The organism is Apilactobacillus kunkeei, from assembly GCF_001421115.1.
In the GTDB taxonomy this organism is placed as follows: domain Bacteria; phylum Bacillota; class Bacilli; order Lactobacillales; family Lactobacillaceae; genus Apilactobacillus; species Apilactobacillus kunkeei_F.
This window is the reverse complement of the sequence record NZ_JXCW01000003.1, coordinates 1-12,864: the sequence shown is the minus strand read 5'-3', so window position 1 is coordinate 12,864 and position 12,864 is coordinate 1. Positions and strand designations below refer to the sequence as shown.

Sequence of the window (12,864 nt, the reverse complement as noted above, 5' to 3'; positions counted from 1 at the left end):
AAAATGTAACAAAAACATTACAATTTATTACATATTTCGTAAGTATTATTATTTTCAAAAAAATAAGTTTATAATGTTACTTATATTTACGTATCTTGATTATAGGTAGTATAATGGGGAAATTCAGAATAAAGGAGCTATTTTTGATTTATGCAAAACAATAATCAAAACATCGATAGAGCTTCCAGAACTAGAGGAAATCAACCTCACTTCAAGAAGAAGAAAAGCCATAAGGGTGCTTGGATCTCACTTATTGTCTTTTTAGTTCTAGTAGTTACTGGATTAATCATTGCTCATGGTGTTTATGTCAACATGAAGAATGCTGCGGATAAGGCTTATCAACCAGGTTTATCCACAAAAGAAAGAAACGTATCTAGCGTCATTGCTCAGAACAAACCTGTTTCAATCTTACTTCTAGGTACCGATACTGGTGCCCTAGGACGTCATGACACAGGTAGAACTGATACTATGATCCTAGCTACTATCAATCCTAAGAAGGAAACAATTTACCTAACAAGTATCCCTCGTGATACTAAGGTAACTGTTCCTGGCGATTCACAACCTTATGAAAAGATTAATGCTGCATATACTATTGGTGGTGCTTCAAGTGCCGTACAAACTGTACAAAACTTGTTAAACGTTCCAATTGACTTCTATGCAATCATTAACATGGGTGGTCTAGAAAAGATGGTTAATGCTGTTGGTGGTGTTACCGTTACTCCTCCTTTAACTTTCCATTATGATTCTGCGAATGTTGTTAAGGGTAAAACAGTTACATTAAATGGTGCTGAAGCTCTTGCTTACTCAAGAATGAGACACCAAGATCCTGCTGGTGACTACGGTCGTCAAGTGCGACAAAGACAAGTGCTACAAAAACTTGTTCTAAAAGGTATGAACATCTCTTCATTACCAAGATACAAATCAATCCTAAGTTCAATCTCAGGTAACCTTAAGACTGACATGAAGTTTGATGATATGGTTGCTTTACGTGAAAGATACGGAAACGCAACTCACCACATCAAGTCACAAACTCTTCAAGGTGAAACTGCTGTTGTTGACGGTATTGATTACGAAGTACCAACCCAAGAAACTCTTCTAAACATTTCAAACTCAATTAGACAAAGCCTTGGATTGAGCAAACTTACTTCATTAAACCAAACACAAAGTCAAACTAGTGACTACAGTGTTGGTTCCAGCGTAATGAGTAGTTCATCCACTCAAATCAATTACTCAACTGATAACTAAAAAAAGATTCTGGTTAATACCAGAACCTTTTTTATATCCCCTACTTTTACATCATGAAGACAAAGAAAAAGGAGACATCCAAATGGATGTCTCCTTTTTAAGTAGTTGGGCTAGCTGGGTTCGAACCAGCGCATCACGGGATCAAAACCCGTTGCCTTACCACTTGGCTATAGCCCAATAAAAGGGCGGTAGGTGGGAATCGAACCCACGCGTGTCGGAACCACAATCCGATGTGTTAACCACTTCACCACTACCGCCATATTATTATATGTGATAATGATTTCTCATTAATGCGGCCAAGAAGACTCGAACTTCCACCGGGAATAATCCCGACAAGATCCTTAATCTTGCGCGTCTGCCAATTCCGCCATGGCCGCAATAAAAAATCACAAATATTATTATATGTGATTTTCCCCTACTTTGCAATAGGTGTTTTAAATTTTTTTATTCACCGCGTACAGTGGCACCACTGTGATCGACTTTAATCAATCTCATGACTCCATCTAGTTTTCCGACATTTAATCTGTCACGTAATTGATTTAGTTCTGATTCGGTACCAAATGTAATCACACAACGATGTGACTGATTTAAGAATGTACCGTAAATTCCTAGTTCATGGGCTTGTTTTCTGATGGTTTCAAGTTCTGGCACTACTTCATAGATGTTATCGGTATAAATAGCGTCATTTTCCATCATTTCAGTAGCTTTAGTCCATTCATTACTCATTAAAGAGGCTACTAATACATTGGTGGCACTGCTGGCTTTTACAGCGTCTACAGAGCTAACTTGGTTCTTGTAGATAGCCTTGTCACTACCGTCATCTTTGGTCAGGTATACTAGCGCGTTAATAACCTCTGGAATTTGGGTCTTAACTGTTGTAGCCATTTCTCCATTGAAATAAGAAACGGTAATGTCACCTAATAATGCAGATGCGACACCGTCAGCATGGCCTTCAATCTTACTACCGATATTAATTTCATCGTCTAGTGAAAGTTCTAATTCACCTAACGCATTTGCAATCTTGATTCCCGCAACAATTGCGGTGGTACTTGAACCAAGTCCTCTTCCAATTGGAACATCTGACATAACAGTTAATTGGTGAGGTTTGATTGTTGGATCAACCTTTAAGATGGTTTGCACGATAATGTTGTTTTCATCATTCGGAACGTCGTCGCCCAATGCATGGTTAACTTGCCAGTGTTGCATTTCTTCTTCAACAATGACTGTGTAGTATAAACCAAAAGCAATTCCGATTGAGTTAATTCCAGCTCCGATTCCTGTTGATGTAGCAGGTACTCGAATAATTATTTTTTTATCCAAACTAATCATCTCCAGTGTCTAATTTTAGTTTTCCACGACATTTTCCACATACATACTTGTGAGTGTCAATTCTACGCTTACGACGGTAAGTTTGTCCACAATGTGTACAAACATATTTGAATGGACGCTTGTCCACAGGTGCCGGCGCAAATCTTGAACCACCCACCGTCTTCAATAATCGTTTAAACGCTAACGTATTATGCTTACCGGAATAACCGGCAAGATGGAGATGGTAATGGCAAAGCTCATGCTTAATTACCCCTACCAATATCTCCATGGAATGTTCAGTTAACATCTTAGGGTTGATATCAATATCATGGCTAGCCACATGGTATCTTCCACCAGTGGTCCTTAAACGATTATTAAAGTATGCACGGTGCTTAAATGGCTTGGCGAACGATTCTTGTGAAATCTTTTCCACCAATGATTGTAATTCTTGATCATTCATTTAAATTTTATCACTTCTCCGGGTTAATCATCGTTAGTTGAATTCGATTTCGTTTAATATCAACAGATAATACCCATACGTCAACAATGTCACCAACGGAAACAACGCTACTTGGGTCAGAAATAAATTGATCACTCATTTGAGAGATGTGGACAAGTCCATCTTGTTTTACACCCACGTCAACGAATGCACCAAAGTCGATAACATTTCTAACGGTTCCTTGTAGTTGCATCCCTTCTTTTAAGTCCTCAATCTTCAATACATCTTGTTTTAGGACTGGAGTTGGCATGTTATCACGGAAGTCTCTTCCTGGACGTTTTAATCCATCGATGATGTCTAAAACAGTTTGTTTTCCATAACCATTTTCGTTAATAAACTTATCAACATCGAATGTGGATAATGCTTGGTTGATTTTGCTTGTTCCCAATGAATCCAAGCTTAAGTTCAATTCATCCACAATTTGATTAGCAATCTTGTAACTTTCCGGGTGAATGTCGGTATTATCCAGTGGGTTACTACCGTCTAAGATTCTTAAGAAACCAATGGCTTGTTCATAAGTCTTTTGTCCCAATCTAGGTACCTTTGATAAGGATTGACGAGTCTTGTATTCACCATTTTCGTTTCTAAACTTCACCACGTTTTTGGCAGTGGTCTTAGTCATTCCTGAAATATGGGTTAATAACTCTGGACTAGCGGTATTAACGTTGACCCCGACTTTATTAACAGCTGTTTCCACAACTCGATTCAATTGGGCGTCTAATTGTTTAGCAGGTAAATCGTGTTGATATTGACCAACCCCTACTGACTTAGGATCAATCTTAATCAATTCAGCTAACGGGTCTTGAAGACGTCTTCCGATACTTACTGCAGAACGTTCTTCAACGTGAAAGTCAGGAAATTCATCACGGGCATTTTGACTTGCAGAGTATACAGAAGCTCCGGCTTCATTAACAATTACGTAATATACCGGTAGATTATTTTCTTTAATTAGTTCTGAAACAAATTGTTCTGATTCACGACTTGCTGTCCCATTTCCGATGGCAATCATTTCAGCATGGTTCTTATTAATGAAATCAACCAGTTGTTTTTTAGCTTGTTGGCGTTTAGCATCGCTTGCTGGTTTATGTGGATAAATCACTAGCTTATCCAAGAATTTTCCATTATCGTCAATTGCCGCTAATTTACATCCTGTACGGTAAGCTGGGTCAAAGCCAATCACTACTTTGCCCTTGATTGGCGCTTGCATCAATAGGTTATACAAGTTTCTACCAAAGATATTAATGGCGTGTTCATCAGCTTCATCGGTTAATTCATTTCTGATTTCACGATCAATTGCTGGTTTCATGAAACGGGAGTATGCATCTTCATAAGCATCCTTCACAAATTCAGCAGACTTACCGTTACGCTTACGGTTAGTTTCTGCTTGTAAGAACTTATAGATGACATTGGTATTAACATCAATGCTGACCGTTAATACCTTTTCCTTTTCACCACGATTTAACGCTAGAACACGGTGATTCTTCAATTGGTTAATTGGTTGTGAAAAGTCATAGTAATCTTCATAGACGTGCTTTTCATCTTTTTCATCGGCATCCTTTTTGGCCTTGCTGGCGATTTCACCATGTTTCTTGGTATCTTCTCGAATCCATTCTCTTAAATGAGCATCGTTTCCGATATCTTCAGCTAAGATTTCATGAACACCGTTCAATACATCTTCGACGCTGTTCAATTCTTTTTCTGCATCCACATAGTCTTTTGCCTTATTCGCAAAGGAATCATCGTTAGCCAAAACTAGTTTGGCCAATGGTTCTAAACCTTGTTCCCTGGCAATCATTGCCTTGGTCTTCTTCTTTTTCTTGTATGGCAGGTACAAGTCTTCGACTCTTTGCATTGATTCGGCTTTTTCAATGTCTGCTTTTAGTTTATCAGTTAGTTTACCTTGTTCTTCGATTAAACGAAGCACTTCTTCTTTACGGTTTTCTAGGTTAGTGATTTTAGTGTTGGCATCGGCAATTTCTCTAATTTGCACTTCATCCAAACTGCCTGTGCGTTCCTTACGGTATCTAGCGATAAATGGAACGGTATTGCCATCTTCTAGCATAGAAATAACGGCTGTGATTTGTTTTTCAGAATAGCTACCTAATTCTTTTCTGATTTTTTTAATGATTGATTGATCCAAATCGTTCATCTCATTTCTTATTTGAGTTTGTCTTTAATTATATCATTGCATTTTTAGATAAAAAAATAGTTGGTAATATTTACCAACTATCTTTTGTTTTTATTACATTGACATCATAATCTTTTGAGCTGTCTTAAATACTCGTTCGATGCTATCTTGTTGTAGCTTACCTGCTTCATTAAAAGCATCTGCTTCAATGGTGTCAGCCTTGATACTGTCTACCATGTCTTGGCATCCCTTAACGTAGTCAGCATAAGCTTCCTTTAGGATTGAGTGACGACCTAATTCCTTGGCAGGAACTTGGACGTTATCAAGTTGTGATAAGAATTCTTTGTACTTATCAGTACCCTTTTGAAAAGTATCCTTTGTGCTTGTCAAATCGATTGATGAGTAATCGTTGTTAGCAACGGCTTCTTCCAATGGATCGTAATCATGACTCATTTCTTCACCAACCTTGTTAGTGTTAGTGATTAAATCAGATAAAAATGGGGCATAGATTGCCATCTTGTTTTTCTTCATAATTCAAAAATTCCCTTCTTACTTCCAAAAGTCATCGTAAATTGTAATTGGTAGATGACGTTTGTGTTCTGTTTTAATATACCAGTTTTCAATCTTTTCTGCAGCATCTTTTGAAACTTCTCTGCCTTCTAGGTAGTTATCGATATCATCGTAAGTGACACCTAAAGCAACTTCATCAGGTAAAGCTGGACGGTTATCTTCTAGGTCAGCAGTTGGAGTCTTTTCATATAAATGCTTTGGTGCATCTAATTCGGCTAACATTGCCTTACCTTGGCGTTTGTCTAAACGCCATAGTGGAGTAATGTCGGCAGCACCGTCACCAAACTTAGTGTAAAAACCAGTTACGGCTTCAGCAGCATGGTCGGTTCCTAAAACGGCACCGTGAGTTTGACCAGCGATTGCGTATTGAGCAATCATTCTTTGTCTTGCCTTGATGTTACCCTTATTGAAGTCAGAAATTTCCATTCCATCAGCTTCAACAGAGGCAACCGCAGCATCAGCAGCTGGTTTGATATCTACTCTAATAGTCTTGTCAGCTTCGATGAAAGCAATTGAATCCATTGCATCTGATTCATCAGCTTGAGTTCCATAAGGTAATCTAACGGCGATAAACTTGTATTCATCGTCATTAGTTTCTTCGCGCATTTCGTTAATGGCGATTTGTGCTAACTTACCGGTCAAAGTAGAATCTTGTCCACCTGAAATTCCTAGAACTAAAGTCTTTAGGAAAGTGTTTTTCTTTAGGTAACTCTTTAGGAAGTCAACACTGTTTCTGATTTCTTCTTTTGGATCAATTGATGGCTTTACCTTTAATGCATCAATGATTTCTGCTTGCTTTTCTCTCATTACAATTCACCCTTGTCTTGCTTATTTTTGATTTTATCGTGAACATCCTTGATAATGCTCATCTTGTTTTTCCAACATTTGGTTGATAAATCAACTGGGTATTCTTGTGGGTTTAACTCACGTTTGTACTCAGGCCATAGTGATGATAATACATCTTCTGAATATTGTTTAATATCGGCTAATTCTGGTTGATCGTAAACTAATTTTCCATCTTTGTAGATGTCCTTTAATAAAGGTCTTGCGTCAAAATCAGTCAATGTCTTGTTAATGTAAGTGTATTGAGGATGGAACATGTATAGACTGTCTTCATCATTTGGATTTTCATCATCTAATGTGATGTAGTCTCCTTCTGACTTACCGTCCTTGCGTTCTGTAATTCTCCATACTTGTTTCTTACCTGGTGTAGATACCTTTTCAGCGTTGTTTGATAGCTTAATGGTATCGACCATTTCACCATTATCATTTTCAACGGATACCATCTTGTAAACAGCACCTAGTGCTGGTTGATCGAATGCGGTAATTAGTTTGGTACCAATTCCCCAAACATCAATCTTGGCATCTTGCATTTTCAAACTAGTGATGGTCTTTTCATCCAGGTCGTTTGAGGCAAAAATCTTAGCGTCTGGATAGCCAGCATCATCTAGCATTTCACGCACACGTTTTGATAGGTATGCCATATCACCAGAATCGATACGAACACCGGCGAAATGAATCTTGTCACCCATTTCATCGGCAACCTTGATAGCATTAGGAACACCACTCTTTAAGGTGTCAAAAGTATCAACTAGGAAAACACATTCGTGATGACTTTGTGCGTAAGCCTTGAACGCCTTGTAGTCATCTTGGAATAATTCGACTAATGAGTGGGCATGAGTTCCACTAATTGGAATATTAAAGTTTTTACCTGCTAAAACATTCGATGTGGCGTTAAAACCACCAATGTATGCAGCTCTGGTTCCCCAGATGGCCGCAGCAGTTTCTTGAGCACGACGACTACCAAATTCTAGTAGTGGGTCATCCCCGGCTGCCATTCTAATTCTAGCAGCCTTAGTAGCAATTAATGTTTGATAGTTAACGATGTTTAAGATTGCTGTTTCAACTAGTTGGCATTCACAAACATTTCCTTCAACTTGAAGCATTGGTTCGTTATTGAATACCAATTCACCTTCAACCAAAGAACGAATTGATCCAGTAAACTTAAAGTCGCGAAGATATTCTAAAAATTCTTCGGTATATTCGTTTTGAGAACGTAAGAACTCAATATCATCATCAGTAAAGTTGATATCTTTAATATAGTTAATTACTTTTTCCAATCCTGCAAAAATGGCGAAACCATTTTCGAAAGGCATCTTTCTAAAGTAAACTTCAAATACAGCTCGACGATTTTGCAAACCAGCTTGGAAGTAAGTTTGCATCATATTGATTTCATATGCATCAGTATGTAATGTTAAATTATAAAATTCATTTGACATTTTTTATGAAATCCTCCTAATACTTGTCGCATTTTATTGTCTTTTATTTTATCATTAATTAAAGAAATAATCATAATAATTTATTTGAAGGTATTGCAATGGAAAATAAAACTGTTAATATTTTAGGTTTTGATTTTTTAAACAGTTCATTCAATGATTTCATGGAAAACACCAAGCAAAGAATCGATAAACGTGAAAACACTTTTGTCGTCACCGCTAATCCCGAAATTGTTGTTCATGCTTTAAACGATCAAAAATACACCGATACAATTAAAAAATCTGACTACCTAGTTGCCGACGGAATTGGTATCGTTATGGGTGCCAATATCTTAGGTTCAGATATGAATGAAAGAATTACCGGATACGATATTCTACTAGACCTATTAAGTTGGGGTAATCAAAATCATAAATCTGCATACTTTTTAGGTGCCAAACCAGAAGTAATCGCTGATTTAAAGAAGATTATTCCGCAAAAATACCCAGATTTAACCGTTTCTGGCTATCATGATGGGTATTTTACCGATAGTGATAAAGTTGCCGCTGAAATCAAGCAAAATCAGCCTGATATGGTGTTTGTCGCCTTAGGTTTCCCTAAGCAAGAATACTTCATCGAAAAATATCGTCATGTAAACGATGGTCTATGGATTGGCCTAGGTGGTAGTTTTGATGTTTTATCCGGTCACGTTCAACGTGCACCACAATTTTGGATCAATCACCACATTGAATGGTTATACCGTTTAATCAAGGAACCTACCCGTTTCAAACGTATGTTGGCATTGCCAAAGTTCATTCGTTTAGTAAAGAAACAAAAGAAGAATGAAGCAAAATAAAAAAGTACATCGACATTAGTCGAATGTACTTTTTTTACTATCTAAATAAAATTCAAATCTTTCACCCACATATTGAGTACGAACGTATTCAAATGGTTGGCCGTTTTGTAGTGATGTCACCTGTCTTAATAACAGAATGGCATCCCCTTTTTTAATATCTAGGTATTCAGCAATTCTTTCGGAAGCAAGTGTTGCTGAAACGTTTTGTCTTGATACTTTCGGTACTAGGTTCTTCTTTTCCTTCAATGATGCGTAGAATGAATCGGTCACATCATCTTTACTTAAACCATCGATAATCTTTTCAGGAACTGTGGCGATTTCAAAACAAATGGGCACACCATCACCGTAACGAATTCTTTCCATTCTCAATACCTTGTCGTTTTGAGAGATGTTTAGCTTTTCAATTTCACTTAGTGAAGGTTCTAGTGTGTGATATGAAATGGTCTTGCTGGCAGGAAGTTTGCCTTGCGCTAACATGATGTCAGTAAAACTAGTCACACCTGACATCTTTTCTTGAACCTTTTCATTGGAAACGTATGTACCTGAACCAACACGTTGATCTAGGATACCTTCGTCAACAAGTGTTTGAATAGCTTGTCTTAAAGTCATTCGACTAACGTTAAATTCAGTTGATAGTTGTCGTTCTGATGGGATGCGACTACCTAGTTTCCATTTACCCTCTTCGATATTCTTTTTGATTTCATTATGAATTTGGATATAAATTGGCAAAGCCATTATTTCACTATCCCTTCATTACTATTCTTGCGTTGCATCGAAACAGTCAATTACAGCCTTTTCAAAGCCGCTCTTCTTCAATGCTAATAATCCCTTGATAGTTCCACCGGCTGGAGAACAAACATCGTCAATTAAATCACTAGGTGACTTGTCAGATTTTTCAATCATCTTCATTGATCCTAGAATAGCTTGTGCTGCTAATTGAGTTGCTGTTTGTTTGTCTAGACCATGATTAACTGCACTTCTGCTAAAGATGTCCGCAAACAAATAAGCGTATGCTGGAGTACAGCCCATTAATGATCCTGATACATCAAATTTATCTTCGGAAACTTCAATCATCTTACCTAGTAGTTCTAAGTTCTTAACAGTATCTGTTAGTCTTTGATCAACTAGGTTTTCGTTAGCCTTATAAATTAACATTCCTTCGTTAACTTCCACGTTGACGTTTGGAATTAAACGAATGATTGGTAAATCATAGCTAGTTAACTCTTCTAGACGTTCTAATGAAATTTGCCATGCAATTGATGCTAGAATCTTACCGTTTAGGTTTTCTCTAACATCCTTTAAAGCATCAACAACTTGTTTTGGTCCTGTTGCCAAAATAACCAAGTCACTGCTTGCTGCTACTTCTTGATTACTGTCGCTACAGTTAATACCTGTAGCCTTTGCGAATTCTTGATATTTTTCCTTATGTGGAGCATGTACATATATATCGCTAGCATTAACTTGACCAGAATTGATATACCCTTTAATCATTGCCTTTGCCATTGCTCCGACACCAATAAAACCTATTTTCATAGCAACCTCCAGAACTTAAAAATGATGTGTTTATTATAACATAAAAAAAATGACTAACTATAAAAGTTAGTCATTTCAAGTAGTTGGGCTAGCTGGGTTCGAACCAGCGCATCACGGGATCAAAACCCGTTGCCTTACCACTTGGCTATAGCCCAATAAAAATGGAGGGGAGTGGATTCGAACCACCGAACCCGAAGGAGCGGATTTACAGTCCGCCGCGTTTAGCCAGACTTCGCTACCCCTCCGAAAAGATATAAAATGTAATCAACAAGAAATATAATATCAAAATCATAGATGCTTGTCAATGACTTTTTTACCTAATCGCAAGTGTTAAAACTGCGATGTCATTGGTATATCTCAACCAATCAACAAATAATATAATATCGAAAATCGCGGTTTAAGTCAACACTTTTTAAGCACTTTTTTTAATTTTTCTACTGATATGCAAATCGCGTAGAACTTGATGTAATAAGATTACCATCACAATTGATAGAACAATTCCAATACTTCCTAATACCAAGAAGTAGTTAACATTATCTACAGAAAAATATTTAACTACTTGAGAGTTAATGGCTTGGCCTGTAGCTGCCGATAGATACCATACCCCCATCATTTGTGAAAGGAAGTTCTTAGGAGCTAAACGGTAAGTTACTGATAACCCTACCGGATAAATTAGCATTTCACCTAAGCAAACCATACCGACAGTTGCAATGATCCATAATGGATTAACTTCACTGCCTGCTAAAAACTTAATTGGAATAAATAGAATCAAGCATCCAATACTTGCCAGAAACACCCCTAGTGGGAATGACTTTAAAGCGTTACTTTCTCTATGATGCCAATATTTAGCGAATAATGGAGTAAAGATTAATATAAATAATGGATTAATTGCTTGGTACCAAGTTCTTGAAATATGAACATGAAAATCACCATTGTGGAAAATTCCTAGTAAGATAAAGAACAATAGAATTGCAGCAGTAAATGCCTTTAATAAAGCACTATTACTCTTCTTTTGAACAAAGTAACCAATAATCAATGAAGCAACAATAAAGAACGCTAATACGGCGTATTTCCATACATAGAAATCATTATCTGTACTACCACTGGCCATCATTGCTAAAACGATTGGTCCTTGTTCCTCTACTCCCCAGAAGAAAGAAGCACAAATGAATAGAATTACGTATACTACCATTCCCTTTCTTTCCTTTTGACTAGTGTGGTTACTACTAATAATCACAAAGAAGTAAATAAATGGAATAATAATAGTTATTGCACTTAATAGTGTAATAATGTTTTCTAGATTCAATGCATCAAAAACATACATTAGTAGGAACACTAATGATATTGAAACAACGAATAACATAACTCGATCAAGTAGCTTTTTAATTTCGTAAGGTTCAATTGGATTTAAAGTATAAATACTATTGTTTTGGTTATAGTCTTTCGTATGTCGTTCAAAGATTGCAAGTCCGATTGCCATAGCAATCGCACCAATTAAAAATCCAAGATGGAAATTAACGTGTACACCGATATAACCAATGATGATTGGTGCTAAAAAAGCCCCAATATTAATTCCAGAAAGAAAGATCGTAAAACGATACGCCCTGGTATTATATTGTTCATCGTATAAGTTTCCCACCATTGTTGTGATTGTTGGTTTTAACAATCCAGTCCCAACAGTTAAAAATACAAGAGATATAAATAATAACCAAATTGAATTATGGAGTGGAATCGTTAAAATTAATTGACCAAAAATAATTAAAATGGCACCGAGAGAAACTGTTCTTTTCCCTCCTAAAATCCTATCACTAATGTATCCTCCACAAGCAGCAGATAAGTAACTAAGTGATCCATAGATTGCAAATAATGATGCAGCTGTAGAAGGCTTAAACCCAAGTCCACCCCTACTCAATGAATAGTACATGTAGTATAAAAGGATTGCTTGCATACCATAGTAACTAAATCTTTCCAATGATTCAGTTAAGGTTAATGAAATTAGACCCTTTGATTGATTATCATTATCAATTTTATCCAATTAATACTCCTCCAAACAATTAAAAATCATAGCAACGGTAATTATACTCTCTGATTAAAATTTTATCAATTTTACCAAAATTTAATCCAGTGAAAATAAAAGAACTAGGACGACTAAATCCTAGTTCTTTTATGCCGGCTGCAGGACTTGAACCTGTGACCGCCGGTTTACGATACCGATGCTCTACCAACTGAGCTAAGCCGGCAAATGATATGTATATTTTAATATACAAGAAAGGTGCTAACAAATGTTAGCACCTTTTTATATACTCCGAATGTCAGACTCGAACTGACGACAACCTGATTAACAGTCAGGTGCTCTACCAACTGAGCTAATTCGGAATAACGCGCGGCGACTTCCTACCCTTGCAGAGGGCGATCCCTCAACTACTATCGGCGTTTAGAAGCTTAACTTCTGTGTTCGGCATGGGAACAGGT

General features: G+C 37.0%; 11 protein-coding genes, 7 tRNA genes and 1 rRNA gene. 2 read left to right on the top strand and 17 right to left on the bottom strand.

All coding sequences use genetic code 11. From position 1 onward, the window contains the following. Positions 1 to 150 precede the first annotated feature (150 nt). Positions 151 to 1,245, top strand: a complete 1,095-nt coding sequence (locus RZ55_RS01640; RefSeq protein WP_051592292.1) for an LCP family protein — start codon at positions 151 to 153, stop codon at positions 1,243 to 1,245. A 105-nt stretch (positions 1,246 to 1,350) separates the two neighbouring features. Here the strand turns inward: RZ55_RS01640 and RZ55_RS01635 are convergent. From RZ55_RS01635 to RZ55_RS01595, 9 genes are all read right to left on the bottom strand, one after another. After that, positions 1,351 to 1,422, bottom strand: a tRNA-Gln gene (locus RZ55_RS01635). Positions 1,423 to 1,429: 7 nt separating this feature from the next. Beyond that, positions 1,430 to 1,502 (bottom strand) — tRNA-His (locus RZ55_RS01630). A 34-nt stretch (positions 1,503 to 1,536) separates the two neighbouring features. Further along, positions 1,537 to 1,622: transfer RNA gene (locus tag RZ55_RS01625), tRNA-Leu, on the bottom strand. A gap of 67 nt (positions 1,623 to 1,689) precedes the next feature. Continuing rightward, complete coding sequence (locus RZ55_RS01620) at positions 1,690 to 2,565, bottom strand: homoserine kinase (protein WP_241772083.1); 876 nt, start codon at positions 2,563 to 2,565, stop codon at positions 1,690 to 1,692. A gap of 1 nt (position 2,566) precedes the next feature. Next, a complete protein-coding gene (locus tag RZ55_RS01615; protein WP_053792487.1) occupies positions 2,567 to 3,013 on the bottom strand; it encodes a SprT family protein in 447 nt (148 codons plus the stop codon). A 10-nt stretch (positions 3,014 to 3,023) separates the two neighbouring features. Next, on the bottom strand, positions 3,024 to 5,192 hold the full coding sequence (locus RZ55_RS01610; protein ID WP_057175598.1) for a Tex family protein: 2,169 nt from the start codon (positions 5,190 to 5,192) through the stop codon (positions 3,024 to 3,026). Between the two features lie 102 nt (positions 5,193 to 5,294). Further along, complete coding sequence (locus tag RZ55_RS01605; protein ID WP_034531875.1) at positions 5,295 to 5,711, bottom strand: hypothetical protein; 417 nt, start codon at positions 5,709 to 5,711, stop codon at positions 5,295 to 5,297. Positions 5,712 to 5,729: 18 nt separating this feature from the next. Next, on the bottom strand, positions 5,730 to 6,557 hold the full coding sequence (gene nadE, locus RZ55_RS01600; RefSeq protein ID WP_053791527.1) for an ammonia-dependent NAD(+) synthetase: 828 nt from the start codon (positions 6,555 to 6,557) through the stop codon (positions 5,730 to 5,732). After that, on the bottom strand, positions 6,557 to 8,029 hold the full coding sequence (locus RZ55_RS01595; RefSeq protein WP_057175597.1) for a nicotinate phosphoribosyltransferase: 1,473 nt from the start codon (positions 8,027 to 8,029) through the stop codon (positions 6,557 to 6,559). Before RZ55_RS01595 ends, nadE begins: the two co-directional genes overlap by 1 nt. Positions 8,030 to 8,121: 92 nt before the next feature. Here RZ55_RS01595 and RZ55_RS01590 point away from each other — a divergent pair, with 92 nt between their 5' ends. Beyond that, complete coding sequence (locus RZ55_RS01590; RefSeq protein ID WP_431354839.1) at positions 8,122 to 8,859, top strand: WecB/TagA/CpsF family glycosyltransferase; 738 nt, start codon at positions 8,122 to 8,124, stop codon at positions 8,857 to 8,859. Positions 8,860 to 8,874: 15 nt separating this feature from the next. Here the strand turns inward: RZ55_RS01590 and RZ55_RS01585 are convergent, their stop codons facing one another. From RZ55_RS01585 to rrf, 8 genes are all read right to left on the bottom strand, one after another. Then, the gene (locus tag RZ55_RS01585) at positions 8,875 to 9,594 is read right to left on the bottom strand and encodes a GntR family transcriptional regulator (protein WP_034531866.1); all 720 of its coding nucleotides are present in this window, start codon (positions 9,592 to 9,594) and stop codon (positions 8,875 to 8,877) included. Positions 9,595 to 9,615: 21 nt separating this feature from the next. Then, complete coding sequence (proC, locus tag RZ55_RS01580) at positions 9,616 to 10,392, bottom strand: pyrroline-5-carboxylate reductase (protein ID WP_057175595.1); 777 nt, start codon at positions 10,390 to 10,392, stop codon at positions 9,616 to 9,618. Positions 10,393 to 10,475: 83 nt separating this feature from the next. Then, positions 10,476 to 10,547, bottom strand: a tRNA-Gln gene (locus RZ55_RS01575). A 7-nt stretch (positions 10,548 to 10,554) separates the two neighbouring features. Continuing rightward, a tRNA-Tyr gene (locus RZ55_RS01570) sits at positions 10,555 to 10,637 on the bottom strand. A 167-nt stretch (positions 10,638 to 10,804) separates the two neighbouring features. Beyond that, the gene (locus RZ55_RS01565) at positions 10,805 to 12,427 is read right to left on the bottom strand and encodes a peptide MFS transporter (RefSeq protein WP_057175594.1); all 1,623 of its coding nucleotides are present in this window, start codon (positions 12,425 to 12,427) and stop codon (positions 10,805 to 10,807) included. A 132-nt stretch (positions 12,428 to 12,559) separates the two neighbouring features. After that, positions 12,560 to 12,632 (bottom strand) — tRNA-Thr (locus RZ55_RS01560). Between the two features lie 63 nt (positions 12,633 to 12,695). Continuing rightward, positions 12,696 to 12,768 (bottom strand) — tRNA-Asn (locus RZ55_RS01555). Between the two features lie 5 nt (positions 12,769 to 12,773). Further along, positions 12,774 to 12,864: ribosomal RNA gene (gene rrf, locus RZ55_RS01550) — 5S ribosomal RNA — on the bottom strand; the annotation flags it as partial.

Coding starts and splice junctions, on each gene's coding strand:
- RZ55_RS01640 (WP_051592292.1), top strand. CDS start 151: ATGCAAAACAATAATCAAAACATCGATAGAGCTTCCAGAACTAGAGGA.
- RZ55_RS01615 (WP_053792487.1), bottom strand. CDS start 3,013: ATGAATGATCAAGAATTACAATCATTGGTGGAAAAGATTTCACAAGAA.
- RZ55_RS01605 (WP_034531875.1), bottom strand. CDS start 5,711: ATGAAGAAAAACAAGATGGCAATCTATGCCCCATTTTTATCTGATTTA.
- nadE (WP_053791527.1), bottom strand. CDS start 6,557: ATGAGAGAAAAGCAAGCAGAAATCATTGATGCATTAAAGGTAAAGCCA.
- RZ55_RS01595 (WP_057175597.1), bottom strand. CDS start 8,029: ATGTCAAATGAATTTTATAATTTAACATTACATACTGATGCATATGAA.
- RZ55_RS01585 (WP_034531866.1), bottom strand. CDS start 9,594: ATGGCTTTGCCAATTTATATCCAAATTCATAATGAAATCAAAAAGAAT.
- proC (WP_057175595.1), bottom strand. CDS start 10,392: ATGAAAATAGGTTTTATTGGTGTCGGAGCAATGGCAAAGGCAATGATT.